The 15,890-nt window shown below is 69.2% G+C and carries 13 protein-coding genes, 1 tRNA gene and 3 pseudogenes; 11 read left to right on the plus strand and 6 right to left on the minus strand.

Annotated features, from left to right (window positions below):
* Both phnH and phnG read right to left on the minus strand, forming a co-directional pair.
* A complete protein-coding gene (gene phnH, locus ACPP3B_RS12270; RefSeq protein ID WP_424859160.1) occupies positions 1 to 735 on the minus strand; it encodes a phosphonate C-P lyase system protein PhnH in 735 nt (244 codons plus the stop codon).
* Positions 735 to 1,223: a phosphonate C-P lyase system protein PhnG gene (phnG, locus tag ACPP3B_RS12275; protein ID WP_424859161.1), complete on the minus strand. Its 489-nt coding sequence runs from the start codon at positions 1,221 to 1,223 to the stop codon at positions 735 to 737. Before phnG ends, phnH begins: the two co-directional genes overlap by 1 nt.
* Positions 1,224 to 1,246: 23 nt before the next feature.
* Between phnG and phnF the strand changes: the two genes are divergently transcribed.
* From phnF to ACPP3B_RS12295, 4 genes are read left to right on the plus strand one after another with little or no spacing between them, the layout of a single operon-like run.
* Positions 1,247 to 2,074, plus strand: coding sequence for a phosphonate metabolism transcriptional regulator PhnF (phnF, locus tag ACPP3B_RS12280; protein ID WP_424859162.1), 828 nt, complete (start codon positions 1,247 to 1,249; stop codon positions 2,072 to 2,074).
* A complete protein-coding gene (locus ACPP3B_RS12285) occupies positions 2,064 to 2,756 on the plus strand; it encodes a DUF1045 domain-containing protein (RefSeq protein WP_424859163.1) in 693 nt (230 codons plus the stop codon). The genes phnF and ACPP3B_RS12285 overlap by 11 nt, the downstream gene beginning before the upstream one ends.
* A complete protein-coding gene (locus tag ACPP3B_RS12290; RefSeq protein ID WP_424859164.1) occupies positions 2,753 to 3,409 on the plus strand; it encodes a phosphonate metabolism protein/1,5-bisphosphokinase (PRPP-forming) PhnN in 657 nt (218 codons plus the stop codon). The genes ACPP3B_RS12285 and ACPP3B_RS12290 overlap by 4 nt, the downstream gene beginning before the upstream one ends.
* Positions 3,410 to 3,418: 9 nt before the next feature.
* Positions 3,419 to 3,583, plus strand: a complete 165-nt coding sequence (locus ACPP3B_RS12295) for a DUF2905 family protein (protein WP_424859165.1) — start codon at positions 3,419 to 3,421, stop codon at positions 3,581 to 3,583.
* A gap of 711 nt (positions 3,584 to 4,294) precedes the next feature.
* Here ACPP3B_RS12295 and ACPP3B_RS12300 read toward each other — a convergent pair.
* On the minus strand, positions 4,295 to 5,269 hold the full coding sequence (locus ACPP3B_RS12300; RefSeq protein ID WP_424859166.1) for an IS5 family transposase: 975 nt from the start codon (positions 5,267 to 5,269) through the stop codon (positions 4,295 to 4,297).
* Between the two features lie 232 nt (positions 5,270 to 5,501).
* Between ACPP3B_RS12300 and ACPP3B_RS12305 the strand changes: the two genes are divergently transcribed.
* Positions 5,502 to 7,001, plus strand: coding sequence for a transposase (locus ACPP3B_RS12305; protein ID WP_424859167.1), 1,500 nt, complete (start codon positions 5,502 to 5,504; stop codon positions 6,999 to 7,001).
* Positions 7,002 to 7,353: 352 nt separating this feature from the next.
* Here ACPP3B_RS12305 and ACPP3B_RS12310 read toward each other — a convergent pair whose 3' ends face one another.
* The gene (locus ACPP3B_RS12310; protein ID WP_424859168.1) at positions 7,354 to 9,237 is read right to left on the minus strand and encodes an alkyl/aryl-sulfatase; all 1,884 of its coding nucleotides are present in this window, start codon (positions 9,235 to 9,237) and stop codon (positions 7,354 to 7,356) included.
* Positions 9,238 to 9,457: 220 nt separating this feature from the next.
* Positions 9,458 to 10,505 (minus strand): annotated as a pseudogene (locus ACPP3B_RS12315) (IS30 family transposase).
* Positions 10,506 to 10,604: 99 nt separating this feature from the next.
* Here ACPP3B_RS12315 and ACPP3B_RS12320 point away from each other — a divergent pair.
* Entirely contained in the window at positions 10,605 to 11,555 is a 951-nt protein-coding gene (locus ACPP3B_RS12320; RefSeq protein ID WP_424859169.1) for a LysR family transcriptional regulator, read from the plus strand.
* Here ACPP3B_RS12320 and ACPP3B_RS12325 read toward each other — a convergent pair.
* Complete coding sequence (locus ACPP3B_RS12325) at positions 11,540 to 11,869, minus strand: hypothetical protein (protein WP_424859170.1); 330 nt, start codon at positions 11,867 to 11,869, stop codon at positions 11,540 to 11,542. The genes ACPP3B_RS12320 and ACPP3B_RS12325 overlap by 16 nt on opposite strands.
* Before the next feature lie 571 nt (positions 11,870 to 12,440).
* Between ACPP3B_RS12325 and ACPP3B_RS12330 the strand changes: the two are divergent.
* The 5 genes and pseudogenes from ACPP3B_RS12330 to ACPP3B_RS12350 all read left to right on the plus strand — a co-directional run.
* Positions 12,441 to 13,460, plus strand: a pseudogene (locus ACPP3B_RS12330) (putative bifunctional diguanylate cyclase/phosphodiesterase); the annotation flags it as partial.
* A 57-nt stretch (positions 13,461 to 13,517) separates the two neighbouring features.
* On the plus strand, positions 13,518 to 14,090 hold the full coding sequence (gene pgsA / locus ACPP3B_RS12335; protein WP_424860194.1) for a CDP-diacylglycerol--glycerol-3-phosphate 3-phosphatidyltransferase: 573 nt from the start codon (positions 13,518 to 13,520) through the stop codon (positions 14,088 to 14,090).
* Positions 14,091 to 14,271: 181 nt separating this feature from the next.
* Entirely contained in the window at positions 14,272 to 14,544 is a 273-nt protein-coding gene (locus tag ACPP3B_RS12340; RefSeq protein WP_424859171.1) for an HU family DNA-binding protein, read from the plus strand.
* Positions 14,545 to 14,572: 28 nt separating this feature from the next.
* Positions 14,573 to 14,648, plus strand: a tRNA-Val gene (locus ACPP3B_RS12345).
* Positions 14,649 to 14,792: 144 nt separating this feature from the next.
* Positions 14,793 to 15,860: pseudogene (locus ACPP3B_RS12350) on the plus strand (SurA N-terminal domain-containing protein); the annotation flags it as partial.
* Positions 15,861 to 15,890: the final 30 nt, after the last annotated feature.

Here is a 15,890-nt window from a genome sequence, read left to right on the forward strand (position 1 = left end):
TCAGCGGCTCCTTTGCACCACGGTCGAGCGCGGCACCGCCGCGATCTGCCCGCCGCAGGTGAAGATGATGTCCACGCCCCGAGGAAAACCCGCTTGCAGTTCCTCGCGCGCCCGCCAGAAGGCCAGGCTCAGCCCCCCCACCGCCAGCCACCTGGCGTGGCGAACTCCCGGGCCCGAGAGCCGCACCCACGGCGTGGGGTCCGCGTCCTCGGGGTGCGCCGGTGGCGCTGCGGCCGCCGCGTCCTCCTCGATCGAGACGATGGAGGGCGCCTCGACGACCAAAGTGGCGCCTTCCTGCGGCGCCTCGTCGCTGCCGCGAGGTAGGCCGAGCAGCAGGGCCTCGGCCGCCGCGTGCGCGGGCGCGAGCGCGTACTGTGACTCCTCGGCACGAGGTACCACCCGCATGCCGGTGTGGAAACGACCGAACGCGAGCACGCCCTCGAGCACTTGCGACGGCGCGAACGCGGGACTCAGCCAGACGGCGGTGTCTGCATCGGCCACGGTGAGCAGTATGGCGGAGGTCGCCACGCCCAGGCCGATCGGATGCGCCAGTCCGTCGCGCGTGCCGGCGTCCAGAGCCTGGAGGCAGCCGGGCCGTGCCATCGCTTCGAGCAGGCAGCGGAAGGTGGTCTGGCTGCCGTGCACCGGATCGGCGAAGCCGCGCGGCAGCGCGGCCGGCGCGCTGGTGCTCCCCGCGTGGGCCGACGCAGAATGGGTGGTCAGGGCGGCGATCATCAGCTGACCTCCGGATGCAGGGTGAAGAACTCGACGCGGCTGGGCGCGACCGCGGCTCGCTCGCGTGCATGGCGCTCGGCGGTCTGCGCCTGCAGGGGTGCGATCACCTGCCGCCACACGTCCGCCTGCCAGGCGGGCTGCTGCAGGCAGGCGTCCACGCAGGCGATCCAGTGCGCCCTTTCGGCGTCCCGGCCGAGGACGTATCCCACGCCCACGCTGGCGTGTCCGTCCGGCCCGCAGAGCGTGAGGGCGCAGCGCGTGACGGTCGCCTCGCCGAGGTTGAAGCGGTCGCCCGTGTTGCCGATGCGGCCGCGCAGCATCACGAGGCCGTTTTCCGGCGGGCGCAACCACTGCCCAGGGTGACGCCTTGCCAACGGCGCGGCGTGGCGCTCGAGCGCCTCGCGGCTGGAGCGCGCCAGCACCGACAACCATTGGCGGCGCGCCTTGGCGTCGCAGCGAAGAACGGGGGACGGGGAGGGCTCTGACATGGATCGGTCATCTAGACGACTCTATGATGTCGCCCAGTGTGCAAGCCATCGATGACAGTTTGTTGAAGCTCGATCCTCCTGCGACCCGCATGCTCCACGACCCAGCCCTGACCCTTGCGGCCGACACCGAGCCGTCCCTGCCGCGCTGGCAGCAGATCGCCCAGGCCCTGCGCGACGACATCGTGGCGGGCCGTTTCCTGCCCGGCGAGCGCATGCCCAACGAACTCGTCCTGGCCGAGCGCTTCGGCGTCAACCGCCACACCCTGCGCCAGGCGGTCAAGGCCCTGGCCGACAGCGGCTTCGTGCGTGTCCTGCACGGGCGCGGCACCTTCGTGCGCGAACTGGTGCTGGACTACGCCTTGCAGCGGCGCACCCGGCTCACGCAGAACTTGGCCGAGTCCGGCGAGCGCGCGCAGCGCGAGCTGCGCCATGCCGAGGTCGTGGCGGCCGGCACGTGGGCAGCGCCGCTGCGTCTGCAAGCGCGCGAGAAGGTCGAGGTGCTGCACACGCGGGCCATCGTGCGCGGGCGGGTGATTGGCGTCAGCGTCAGTGCCTTCCCGTGGCGCCGCTTCGAAGGCGTCGCCGCCGCCTTCGCGCAGACGGGCTCGGTGACCGCTTCCCTGCGGCGCTATGGCGTGAGCGACTACACCCGCGCGCGCAGCGTCGTCTCATGCCGCATGCCGACCGCCGACGAGGCCGACGCACTGGCGCGCCCGACCTCGGCCCCTGTGCTGGTCGTGGACTACGTCAACGTCGACGCGCAGGGCGTGCCGGTGGAGGCGGGCACGACGCTGTTCGCCTCGGACGCGGTGCAACTGAGCGTGAGCCCGGAGGACTTCCATGCGGATTGAGTCCGCGCACCGTCTGGCCGTGTACTACGCGCCGCCTGCGGACCATCCCCTGTGGGATGCCGGCTGCACTTGGCTGGGTCGCGATGCGGCGCAGCCGCAGCGGGCCTTGGTGCCGGTGTGCGCGTGGGCCGCGGCGCCCCGGCGCTACGGTTTCCACGCCACGCTCAAGCCCCCGTGCCGGCTGCGGGAGCCGGCGCGGGCCTCCGCCTTCGTGGAGGCCGTCGCGCAGCTGGCGTCCACCGTCGAGCCCTTCGAGATGCCGCCGCTCGATGTGGGCTGGTTGGGCGACTTCATGGCCTTGCGTCCCCGCGAGCCCTTCGACGGCGCGCACCCGATCGTCGCGCTCGCCCGGCGCTGCGTGATCGACCTCGATCCGTGGCGTGCGCCGCCCTCCGAGAGCGAGTTGCGCCGGCGCGAGCGGGGGTTGACGCAGCGGCAACAGACGCTGCTCCAACGCTACGGCTACCCCTACGTGCTGGACGAGTGGCGGTTCCACATGACGCTGACGGACGGCCTCGCTCCTTTGCCTGCCTGGCGTGATGAACTCACCGTCCGCGCACGGCGGCACTTCGCCGCCGCACTGGCCCGACCGCTGCATTGCACGGACCTTGCGATCTTTGCGGAGCCGGCCGCAGGCGAGCCTTTCGTGCTGGTGCAGCGTTGTCCGCTGGGGACGCGATGAGCGAACGCCCGCAGCTCACGGCGCGAGGCGCGGGCCGGGACGCCACCCCGATGCCGGCCCTGGGCGACGGCGAACGCCTGCTGTACGTGATGGGGCCTTCGGGGGCCGGCAAGGACAGCGTGCTGGCGGCCGCACTTGCCATCCTGCGGCGCGAAGAGCCGCTGCGGCTGGCGCGGCGCACGGTGGCCCGGCCGCACGGTGGCGCGAGCGCGGCAGACGAGACGGTCAGCCTGCCGGAGATGCGGCGGTGGCTGTCCGAAGGTGAGTTCGCGTTGCACTGGGAAGCCCATGGCTGCCTCTATGGCATCCGCTGGGCGGCGCTGGAGCCGTGGCTCGCAGGGGACTGGGTCCTCATCAACGGCTCGCGGGCGCATTGGCTGCGTTGGGGCCCCCAGGTGCCGGCCGCGCACAGCATCTGCATCACCGCGCCCGAGCACGTGTTGCGCGAGCGGCTGCTGCGCCGGGGCCGGGACAGCGGGTCGCAGGTCGAGGCGCGCATGGCCCGCTATCGCGAGTTCGAGGGGCTGCCCGCGGACCTGGTGCTGCGCAACGAGGGCGACGTGGCCCGCACCGCCCAGGCCTTGGTCGCCTGGTGGCGCGGCCTCCTGGACGGCAAGACCGGGCGGGCAGCGAGGGCTCGCTCGGCTGCGTAAGATGCCCGCATGCAGCGGTTGCTCATCGTCCTTGGCGTGCTTCTCGTCCTGGCCGGGCTCGCGTGGCCGTGGATCTCCCGCCTGCCGTGGGGCCGGCTGCCCGGCGACCTTTCGGCCAGCGAACCAGGCGCTTTGGCGCTCGTGGCGGAATGCGCAGGCAAACCCCTTGCGTGAGTAGCCCAGTGTGGCCACAAAGAGGAACACCCGTACCGACTCGCCGCCGATCATCACGCGCGTCTGCCCAAAGTCGATCTGCATTTGCTCACCCGGCGCGGTCTCGAAGCGGATCGTCGCACGGCGACTCGCTTCGAGTTCCTGGCGGAACCCTCGGCACGCGCGCTCGACCGTGCGCAGGCTCGTGTCGATCCCAAGCTCCTTGCTCAACTGCTGACGCACCACGTCGCAGTTACCCCGGTGCTGCAGGAAGCGCTCCCGCAGCCATGCTTCATGACCGACCAAAACGCCGGTGCGCTGTGGCCGCTTATACGGCACCGGCCCACCCGCGTTCAGATACCGCCGCACCGTGTTGCGCGCGACGCCCAACGTCCTGGCGATCCGCTTCGCGCCCCACCCCGACTGCCCCAAGCGAACGATCGTCGTGATCGCTTCCGGCTCCAACATCTCCTGCACTCCGCAAACCACACGGCGCACAGGATCTACCTCAATGTGCTTCGTTTCCAACGATGGCCTCCTTGCGAACGAGGGGGTCAGTTCCTCGTGTCGCTAGGGGGTCAATTTACGGTGTCGCCTGACACCTAGGGAAACGCTGATCAAGTTGCAGCAGGGGTAGCGATGCGGGCTGTACGGGCTTGGGCGGCACGATTTTGCTCGCTCTGGCGGCCCCTGCGGGCCCGTTTTCGGGCCACCTGGCCCGCATTGGGCGCACTATGGGCGCACCAACGCCGGCACGCGCCGCGCGGCCATATACAGATTGACCATCGCTAGCGCCGTGAAGACGCGGTTGGCGTTCTTGGCGAGTCCGCGGTAGCGCACCTTGACGAACCCCCACAGGCGCTTGAGCACGTGAAACGGGTGCTCCACGCGCGCCCGAGCGCGGCTCTTGGTGCGGTTGCGCAGCCGCTCGGCCTCGTCCTGCCCGTCGGGCTTGCGCACGCGCCGGTTGGTGAAGTCGCGCGCCTGGGGTGCTGCCGCCTTGATGATGTCGCGGCAGCCCTGGTAGCCGCGGTCGCCGTAGACGCGCTTTTCCGCACCGTGCAGCAGATCGGGCAAGGCATGCTTGTCATGCACGTTGGCACTGGTGACCACGGCGCTGTGCACCAGCCCGGTCTTGCTGTCGGCACCCACGTGCACTTTCATGCCGAAGTACCACTGCTTGCCCTTGCGCGTCTGCTTCATCTCGGCGTCGCGCTGCTGCTCGGCGTTCTTGGTCGAGCTCGGCGCGGCGATGATGGTGGCGTCCACGATCGTGCCCGCGCTCAGGCGAAGCCCTCGCTCCTGCAGGATGCGACCCACCTCGGCGAAGATGGCCTGACCCAGATGGTGACGCTCCAGCAGGTGGCGGAACTTGAGAATCGTGGTCGCATCGGGCACCGGCTCGCGCCCCAGGTCGATGCCGGCGAAGGCGCGCAGCGCCGCCGAGTCGTACAGCGCTTCCTCGCACGCGGCGTCAGCCAGGTTGAACCAGTGCTGCAGCAGGTGGATGCGCAGCATGCGCTCCAGCCCGATGGGCGGGCGGCCGTTGCCGGGCTTGGGGTAGTGCGGCTCGATCAGCGCCACCAGCCGCGCCCACGGCACGATCGTCTGCATCTGGGCCAGGAATGCGTCGCGGCGCGTAGGCTTACGAAAGCGCTCGAATCCCGCCGACGCATCGGCCGCCGCTGCCAAGGTCATCTGCTTCATCGTCATCCTCGCATCCCGCGTCGACACCTTCAACGCACGCAACTACGATACGGTGGACTTGATCAGCGTTTCCCTAGGGTGAACGACGGACTCCCGCCGGGGCTGGCCTACCCCAACCGGCTGCACCCGGTGGAGGGCCATCTTCTTGCACCCACAAGCCCGACCGAAGGGCGATGGCGAGTGCAGGGCGATGCTGGGACGGTAGAGGTCCCCATCGAGTCCTCTGCATGCCGTGCACGCCGCCCGCCAGCCCGGTTCCTTACCCGGCTTGGCCAGCCGGCTCCACTACGAACGCCACCGACCGGAGCAGACCACGCTGTACCGCCTGGTCCAGCAGCATGCGGCCAGCTTCATCGCCCACACCGAGGCCAGCACGGACGCCGAGTTGCCGCGGTTCATCAAGGACGAGTTCGACGCCTTCCTCGAGTGCGGCATCCTGGCGCATGGATTCCTGCGGCTACGCTGCGGCGAGTGCGGCCACGACAAGCTGCTGGCCTTCAGCTGCAAGCGCCGGGGATTCTGCCCCTCTTGCGGCGCCCGGCGCATGTCGCAGACCGCTGCGCACCTGGTCGACCACGTCATCCCGCACGTGCCGGTGCGGCAATGGGTGCTGTCGCTGCCGATCCCGCTGCGCGTGCTGCTGGCCGCGCAGCCGGAACTGGTCACGCCGGTGCTGCAGGTGGTGCAGCGCGTGGTCACGCGACATCTGCTGCGGCAGGCGGGGCTCAAGGCTGACGAAGGTCACGGCGGCGCCGTCACGCTGATCCAGCGCTTTGGCTCGGCCGCCAACCTCAACATCCACCTGCACTGTCTGGTACTGGACGGGGTGTACTGCTGCGACGCCGATGGTTCGCCGGCCTTCATTGAGGCGGATGCGCCCACCGACGACGAATTGCACGCGCTGCTGCAGACCGTCATCGCCCGGCTGATGAAGATGCTCACGCGCCGGGGCGTGCTGGTCGAAGACATGGGCCAGACCTACCTGGCCGAGCCGGATGCCGACGGCGAGGAGGCGCGCACGCTGCGGCCGCTGCAGGCCGCGGCCATCACCTACCGAATCGCCTTCGGGCCGCGCGCCGGGCAGAAGGTGCTGACCCTGAGAGGCGCGATGCCGCGCGAGGACTGGGCCCGCCAGCCGCTGTGCGCCGACATCGACGGATTGAGCCTGCACGCCGCGGTGCGGGTCGAAGCCCATGACCGCAAGCGGCTGGAGCAGCTGTGCCGCTACATCACCCGGCCGGCGCTTTCCGACGAACGGGTGCAGGTCAATGCCGCCGGGCAGGTCGAGCTGAAGCTGAAGACACCGTGGCGCGACGGCACGACGCATCTGGTCTTGAGCCCGCTGGAGTTCATGCAGCGGCTGGCGGCGCTGGTGCCGCGGCCGCGGCTGCACCTCATCAGGTTCCACGGCGTGCTGGCGCCGAACGCCAAGCTGCGGGCGCTGGTGGTGCCGCAAGGCCCGCCAGCGCAAGCACAGGTGGCAACCGAGGCCGCCGCCGCCGAGTGCGAAGTCCAGACCGTCCAGGTCCGGCCGCACCACATCAGCTGGGCGCGGCTGCTCAAGCGCGTGTTCGACATCGACATGCAGCACTGCCCGAACTGCGGCGCCGGGGAACTGAAGATCATCGCGGCCATCCTGGAGCGAGCGGTCGTCGAGAAGATCCTCAGCCATCTGGGGCTGGATCCGCAGCCGCCACCCCGGGGACGGGCGCGCGAGGCAGGGCAAGACTGAAGCTGCCTGAGCCGCGCCGGCCGTCACAAACACCTCGCCCCAGGCCCTCAGGCTGCCCTGCCAGCGGCAGCCAGGATGGCGCTGCGCCGCATGCCGGGGCGATGCCCACGGACTCAGGGTCAACCCTGATACCAAGGCCCAGCGAGCCCCGAGCGATCCGTCAGGGGCCAGGCCGAATCACGACAAGACGATGTCGCAGCCGTCAGTTCCAAGCCATCCAGGCCGGTATCGGCCGGCCACCCATGCATCAGTCGGGCTTTCCAGAGGCCAGAGGCAGGCCAGAGGCCGTTTGAAATTCCTATGCGCCGCGCGCGGCGTGGTGCCGATCACCCCGGCTTGATCAGCGGGGCACTCACCGCGTGACGATCGGGAACACCCCCGTCGGCTTGTCCAGCAATCCGAAGAAGCGCCCCAGCGCCAGGCGGCTGCCATCGATGCTCGTTTCATTCGAGGTCAGCAGCGCCATCGCGCCGGCCTGGCCCGTGACCATGCGGATGAAGAAGGGGTGCGTGACCGTGAGCGTGGCGTCGGCATCGGCCACCGGCTTGGCGGGGTCGATGGCCTCGTGGCGCAGCACGCCGTTGGCCACGCGCAGCACGTAGGCCTGCTTCAGGTCAGAGAAGACCATCTTGATCGTCAGCTTGCCGTCGCCCGCTTTCTCGGCGTTCAGCGAGGCGGCCATCGATTCCAGAAAACGCTCGATGGGCGTGTGCTGCAGCAGGTCGGCAAACGCCACGCGCGACTGCGCCTGCGTGGGCGGGCCGTCGCGCAGCTCCAGCGCGCCGCTGAGGTACACGTTGCGCCACGACGCCGACTCGGCCAGGTAGCCCAGTTGCTCGAAGCTGCGCGCCAGCAGCTCGCGCGAGGCGGTGTCCTTCGGGTCGGCATAAACGGCATGCTTGAGCAGCTCGGCCGACCAACGGAAGTCGCCCGCGTCAAAGGCCTTCTGCGCGGCGGCGCGCAGCGCATCGGCCCCGCCGGCCAGCGCCACGTAGCGCTTGGCCGCTTCAACCGGCGGCAGCGGGTCCAGGTTGGCCGGGTGAGCGTCGTACCAGCCCAGGTAGTACTGGTACACGGCCTTGACGTTGTGCTTGACGGTGCCGTAGTAGCCGCGCACCGCGAAGTCTTGCTGCAAGGCGGTTGGCATCTTCAGGGTCTCGGCGATTTCAGGCGCGGTCAGGCCCGCGTTCATGCCGCGCACCGTCTGGTCGTGGATGAACTGGTAGGCGTCGCGCTGGTGCTCGATGAAGCGGCGGATGCGCTCGGCGCCCCACACCGGCCAGTGGTGCTGGGTGAAGACCACCTCGCTGCCTTGCACCTGCGCCAGCGCCTCGTTCAGGTAGCCGGCCCAGCGCGTGGCGTCGCGCACCTTGGCGCCGCGCAGCGTGTAGAGGTTGTGCAGCGTGTGGCCCATCAGCTCTGCGCCGCAGTAGGCCTTCAGGTCAGGCAAGGCGAAGGTGAACTCCGAAGGCGCCTCGCTGCCCGGCACGTTGAAGAACACGAAGCGCACGCCGTCGATCACGTGCTCTTCCCTGGGCTTGTGCACCAGCAGCGTGGGCGGCAGGATGCCGACGCGCCCGAACGGCACGGCCTTGCCCAGGCCGTTGTCGACCACGCCGGTGGCGTTGGCCGGCAGGCGGCTGCCGTACATGTACATGGCGCGGCGGGCCATGGCCGTGCCCATCAGCACGTTCTCTCTGGTGGCCTCTTCCATGAAGCCGGCCGGCGCCACGATGGGCACGTTGCGGGCCTTGGCCTCCTCGGCCGAGATCACGCCCAGCACGCCACCGAAGTGGTCGACGTGGCTGTGCGTGTAGATCACCGCCGAGACCTGCTGCGCGCCCAGGTGCTGGCGCGCGAAGGCCAACGCCGCCGCAGCGGTTTCGCGCGAGGTGCCGGTGTCGACCACGATCCAGCCCGTCTGGCCCTGGATCAGCGTGATGTTGGAGAGGTCGAAGCCGCGCAGCTGCCAGATGCCTTCGCGCACCTTGAAAAGCCCCGTCTGGTTGTTGAGCCGGGCCTGGCGCCACAGGCTGGGGTTGACACTGTCCGGCGCAGCCTCGGCCTGCAGGAAGGCAAAAGCGTCGTAGTCCCAGATGACCTGGCCGGCTTCGTTGCGCACCTGGCCGCTGGGGGCCGCGATGAAGCCGCGTCGGGCGTCGTCGAAGTCGCTGGCGTCGGCGTGTCGGAGCTGCTGCGCCACCTCGGCTTGCGCGCGCTGCACAGCCGGGTGCACCGGGCCAGTCGATGAGATGGATGCCGTACCGGAGGTGGTGTCGGAGGAGCTGCAGCCAGCCGTGATCAAGCAAAGGCCAGCGAGCAAGCTGACGGGCAGGGTGCAGGATCGAAGCGCCATGTATGTCTCCAAAGATGTGACGAGTCAGTCGGCATCCTGGGTCATGCTCAATCATGTGTCAAATGCATGGCGGTGTCAAGCACCAAGTGCAACGGTGGAATCACTGAAGGGAGCTGCTGGCTTGGGTGAGCTTCTGCAGCATGGCCTGGTAGACGGCGATCGGAGGGTAGAAGCCGTGGATGGCACGCGGGCGGTTGTTGAGCCGGTCGGCGATCGCATCAAGCTCCTCCTGGCTGTAGACCGACAGGTCCGTGCCCTTGGGCAGGTACTGGCGCAGCAGGCCGTTGATATTCTCGCAACTGCCCCGCTGCCACGGACTGCGCGGGTCGCAGAAGTAGACCCGGATGCCGGTGGCCTCAGACAGCTCCGGGTGGCGCGCCATTTCCTTGCCGCGGTCGTAGGTCAGGGTCTTGCGCATCGGCTTGGGCATCTTGCGCAGCTTGGCGGTGAAGCCCTCCAGGGCCGAGGCTGCGGTGGCGTCCTTGAGTTTGGCCAGCATCACCAGACGCGAGCTGCGCTCCACCAACACGCCCACCGCCGAGCGGTTGGCCGCCCCTTTGAGGAGGTCGCCTTCCCAGTGCCCAGGAAAGGCCCGATCGTTGGCCTCGGGCGGACGCAGGTGGATGCTGACGGCCTCGGGCAGCTGACCGCGCCGGTCCTGACCTCGAGACCGGGGCATACGCTTGGCCTGCGCACGCCGCAGGCAGGCGATGAGCTCCTTGCGCAGCTCACCGCGCGGCATCGCGTAGATGCAGTTGTAGATGGTCTCGTGCGAGACGCGGCGATCCAGATCGTCGGGCCACATGCGCCTCAAGTGTGCCGGCAATCTGAGACGGCGACCAGCCCTCCAGCAGGAAGTGATGCACCACGCCGAAGAGCACCCCATCCTGGCGCAGCTTGGGGCGGCGGCGCTTGAGCCGCATCACGCAGGCGCGCGCACCAGCCGCGCGCGCATCGTAGGTGCCGCTGCTCGCCGGCACGAAGGCCAAGCGCTGCGGCCAGTCCAGCGCTCGCCGGATCTCGCGCGTCACCGTCGACGGCGAGCGTTGCAGCGTGCGGGCAATGCTGCGAGCCGAGCAGCCCTGCTGCAGCATGATCATGATGGTGGCGCGCTCTTCGGCGCTCAGGTGCTGGTAGTGGGTTCCCATGGGTCGGCGGCAGGGTCAGGTGCAAGGAAGATCAGGGGTGTTGCACTTGATTATTGACTCCGCCCATTATTCTCATTCTATTGATGAGTGGAGTGCATCGTGATTGATCTCAAACGCCTGCGCCACCTCACCGCGTTGGTTCAGCATGGCAATTTCCATCGCGCGGCGGAGGCCTTGCATCTGACCCAGCCAGCCTTGTCGAGAAGCATCCAGGCGCTAGAGGCTCACGTCGGTGCGCCGCTGCTGATGCGTCACCGCACAGGGGTGGAGCCCACTGAACTGGGGCGGCTGATGCTGCGCCATGCCAGCGAGCTTGAGTGCCAGGTCCGCGACCTCGACCGCGAGCTGCGCCTGGCCAAAGGCCTGGCGCTGGGGGAGCTGAGGGTGGGCGTGGGCCCCTGGGGGGGCTCGGTGCTGGTCGGCCCGGTGGTGGGTCGGCTGAATGCGCAGCACCCGGGTCTGCAACTCAAGCTCGTGCTCGCCCCCTGGCGGGAGCTGCCCGAGCGCGCCCGCGCCCGCGAAGTCGACGTGGTGCTCGGTGAACTGCGCGAGATCGAGCAGCTGCCCGATTTCGAATGCGCGCCCCTGAGCACGCATGCGGTGTGTGTCGTCGCCCGGGCCGACCACCCGTTGACGCGTCGGCCCCGGCTGCGTGCCGCCGACCTGTTCGACTGGCCCCTGGCCGGACCCCACCTGCCCGACGACGCCTTGCAGACACTGCTGGCCCTGGCGCAGACCGCAGGGGTGCCGGCCGAGCGCCTGCGGCCCGGTTTGCTGGGCGTGACCTGCGACAGCTCGGGCATCCTGCGCGCGGTGCTGCAGCAAAGCGATGCCTTGTCCTTCATGCCGCGTTTCATGGTTGACGAGGACCTGCGTTCAGGTCGGCTGGTGAGCCTGCCCATTCCCGGCTTGACGCCGACCGTGCGGTTTGGCGCGGCCTGGTTGCGGGGGCGGGTGCTGGGCGGGGCCGGCGAGAAATTCGTGGCCTTGCTGCACGCGCACGATGAGGCCTTGCAAGGGGCCTCGGCCTGGGCTCACTCGTCGCCTTGACCGATGGCGCCACCGAAGGCGCGGGTGAACGCCGCCCCGAAGGCCTCGGTGCCGCTCAACGACAGGCTCACCGTCACCCAGTTGCTCTCTTGGCTGACCTGCAGGTCGTGGCACCAGCTCGCGCCGTCGTCGAGGTCGCCCGGGCCATCCGGGAAACGCCGCTCGGCCCAGGCCAGCACCGCCTGCGCCTCGGCGTGCACCTCGGCGTGGCGCTCGGCCGAGGTCGACGCCAGGGCGTCGAAGGTGTGCACGCCGTCCGTGTCGGTGCTGGCGTCGAAACTCAGGAAGGCGAGGTCGGGCGGGGGAGCAGGCATGGGGCGAATTTGTACCACCCCGTGGCCCACCTGCCCTCAATTTGCCGCCAGCCTGGGCCGATATCCACCCATGGCTTCTGAACCGACCCCCACCCCCTCTGCCGAGCCCGCTGCGCCGGCCGCCCCGGTTTTGCTCGATCCGGCCGTCAAGCGCGGTTGGTTGCGCGCCACGCGCGTGACCGTGGTGCTGACCGTGGTGTTCTGTCTGCTCCTGACGGGCTTGCGCTGGCTGGACGCACAACGACAGGCCCGAGCGGTGGGCGCTGCCGTGGTCAACCTGGTCGATGCCGCCCAGGGTGTGACGTCTGTCACGCAACCGGTGGTCGCCGCCGCCGTCGAGCCGCAGGTGTCGGTGCAGTCGGTGGCCCATTGCCCTGCCAACACCCCGGGGCAGTGCGAAACGCTTTTTGCCCGCGACGGCGCCACGGCCTGCGCGACGGGCTTCAGCCTGACCACCCTGTGCACAGCCGTGCCTTCGCTTTCGCGACCGGAAGACGCCGTTCGGGTGGGCTTTGCCTTGGGGGCCACCTGGCTGGCCGCGGCCGAGCAGGCCGTTGCCTGTCTGGTGCTCATGGTCGGGGTGTTGCTGGCCTTTGCCCGGGTGCGCACCTCGCGGGCCTCGTCGGCCACCAGCCAGGCGTCGGCGCCGGCCGAGGGCGCCGCCCCAGGGGGAGGGCCCAAGTCCAACGAGCGCGATGCGCTCACGGGCCTGCTCAACCGTGTGGCCTTCGAGGCCGCCCTCAAGCGCCACAACGAGGCCGAGAACCTCAGCGCCCTTGAAGTCGATGGCTGCCTGATGTACTTCGACCTCGACCGCTTCAAGCTCATCAACGACACCTATGGCCACATCGCCGGCGACACCGTGCTGCGCACCGTCTCGCAACGCCTGCGCTACACCCTGGGTGGCGGGGTGCTGATCGGTCGCCTGGGGGGTGACGAGTTCGCCGCCCTGATCACCGATGTGTCCTCGAAGGGCAACATCGAAACCATCTGCCGCGTGCTCATCGAGCAGGTCTCCAAGCCCATTCCCATCGACGATGTCAAGGAATGGGTGGGCCTGAGCATCGGGGCCTACATGATCAAGCGAGGCACGCTGACGGTGGGCGAGATGCTGCACCGCGCCGACCTGGCCATGTACGAGGCCAAGCGCGCCGGCCGCGGGAGGCTGGTGTTCTATCACGAGTCCATGGAAGACTCGGCCCGCAGCCGCGCCCAGATCCAGGGTGAGCTCAAGCAGGCCATCGATGCACGCCAGTTCTTCCTGGTCTACCAGCCGCAGTTCGACGGCAAGGACCAGATCCGTGGTGTGGAAGCCATGGTGCGCTGGCGTCACCCGGTGCGTGGCCTGATCCCGCCGGATGAGTTCATGTCGATCGCCGAACAGAGCGGCCTCATCGTGCCGCTGGGCAAGCACGTCATCGGCCTGGTCTGTGAAGACCTCGTGAACCTGCGCAAGGAGGGCCTGGTGCTGCCTTACGTCAGCCTCGACGTCTCGATGCGGCAACTGGCCGACAAGGCCCTGGTCGAGGACCTGCAGGAAACCTTGCAACGCCACGGCCTCACCGCCGCCGACCTCGAGTTCGAGGTGACCGAAGGCACGACCATGGTCGGTCAGGTCAGCAAGGAAAACGCCACGCTGCGCCAGTTGCTGTTCTTCAATCTGCCCACGCTGCTGACCTGGGCGCGCATCGTCGCCATCCCGCTCATCGTCGGCATCTATGCGCTCGACCTGCCCGCCGCCCATGCCAACCTGATCGCCACGGTGCTCTTCATCGTGGTGGCCTTCACCGACTGGCTGGACGGCTGGCTGGCGCGCCGGCTCAACCAGACCTCGTCCTTCGGCGCCTTCCTGGACCCGGTGGCCGACAAGTTCCTCGTCTGCGCGTCGCTGCTGATCCTGGTGCAGCTCGGCCGCGTGCATGCCATCCTGGCGCTGATCATCGTCGGCCGCGAGATCGCCATCTCGGCCCTGCGCGAGTGGATGGCGCAGATCGGCGCGTCGGCCAGCGTGGCGGTGCACATGCTGGGCAAGGTGAAGACGGCCGCGCAGATGGTGGCCATCACCTTCCTGCTCTACGACGGCCGTCTGGCCGGCGCGATCGACACGCGCGCCTGGGGCACGGTGCTGCTGGTCATCGCCGCGGTGCTGACCATCTGGTCCATGGTCTATTACCTGCAGCGCGCGCTGCCGGCCATCCGCCGCTCCGCGGCCGGTCGCTAAAGCGGCGGATACCGGCCAGCTTCCCAGGGCAAGCGGGCCAGGCACGGCGGCATAGAATCGGCGCCGCATTTGCGCCCGCAACCGGCCGTCCTGTGCCGTCACGTGCGGCCCGCACACCGGTGCGCAACTCCGTTCAAGTCGTAGCCGCGCGCCCCGCGCGGTGTCCAAAGAGGGTTTCTTCGTGAACAAGTCCGAGCTGATCGAACACATTGCCAAGCAGGCCGACATTTCCAAGGCGGCCGCCGCGCGCGCGCTGGACGCCGTGATCGGCGGCGTGAAGGTCACGCTGAAGAAGGGCGGCAGCGTGTCGCTGGTCGGCTTCGGCACCTTTGCCGTGACCAAGCGCGCCGCGCGCACCGGCCGCAACCCGCGCACCGGCGATCCGGTCAAGATCAAGTCGGCCAAGATCCCCAAGTTCCGTCCGGGCAAGGCGCTCAAGGACGCGCTGAACTGATCTCTTGTTTTCGTCACCGGTTTCGGCCGGGTGCTTAGCTCAGCTGGTAGAGCGGCGCCCTTACAAGGCGTAGGTCGGCGGTTCGATCCCGTCAGCACCCACCAGGCCCCGCAGCAGCGGCGGGGCGGCGGCAAGGTCGGTGGCCCAGGCCCCTCCAGCGGGCCTCTCCAGGCAAGGCGGACCCCGGTTCGCCTTCGCTACTTCTTGAGCCAGGCGTGCGCCTCCAGCGGCACGTGTGAGGTCCTCCGATGTTCAGTTTCGTGCGCAACAAGACGCGAGTGGTGCAGGTCGTGATGTTCGTCCTGCTGGCCCTGATCGCGGTGTCATTCGTCCTGGGCGGACTGGAGGGCTTCCTGCAGTTCCGCAGCAAGGACAAGGGCCTGGCCCACGTGGCCGGCCAGCCGATCACGCAGTCGGAGTTCGACAACGCGCTGCGCCAGCAGGCCGACGTGGTGCGCCAGCAGATGCCCGGCATCGGCGCGGCCTTCTTCGACACGCCCGCCTTCAAGCAGCGCGTGCTCGACGACCTCATCCGCCAGCGCGTGCTGCTGCATGCGGCGCAGGACCTGCGCCTGGTCACGCCCGATGCGCGCCTGGCTCGCCTGATCGTCTCCGACCCGCAGGTCGCTCCCTACATCAAGCCCGACGGCAAGTGGAACACCGAGCTGCTGGCCGCCGAGGGCCGCGACCCGCTGACCATCGAGGCCCTGCTGCGCCAGCAGTACTCGCTGCGTCAGGTGCTGGCCGGCATCGCCGACACCGGCATGGTGCCGCAGGCCGCCAGCCGCGTTGCGCTAGACGCCGTCTTCCAGCGCCGCGAGGTGCAGATCGCCCGCATCGACGCCCAGCCCTTCGCGGCCCAGGTGCAGCCCACCGAGGCCCAGCTGCGCGCCTACTACGACGCCCCGGCCCATGCCGCGCAGTTCCAGGCGCCCGAGCAGGCCAGGGTGGAGTACTTGGTGCTGGACCAGGCCTCGCTCAAGAGCGGCATCAAGCTCGCGGCCGAGGACGTCAAGGCCTACTACGAGCAGAACGCCGCCCGCTTCGCCTCGCCCGAGGAGCGCCGTGCCAGCCACATCCTCGTCAAGGTGGATTCGTCAGCCACGCCGCAGCAGCGCCAGGCCGCGCAGGCCAAGGCCGAGTCGCTGCTGGAGCAGGCCCGCAAGGCGCCGGCCTCCTTTGCCGAGCTGGCCAGGAAGAACTCCGACGACGTCGGCTCCGCACCCAACGGCGGCGACCTGGACTGGTTCGGCCGCGAGGCCATGACCAAGCGCTTCGAGGAGGCTGCCTTCGCCCTCAAGCCCGGGCAGATCAGCGACGTGGTGGAGACCGAATTCGGCTACCAC

The organism is Tepidimonas sp. HKU77, assembly GCF_049728535.1.
Taxonomy (GTDB): domain Bacteria; phylum Pseudomonadota; class Gammaproteobacteria; order Burkholderiales; family Burkholderiaceae_C; genus Tepidimonas.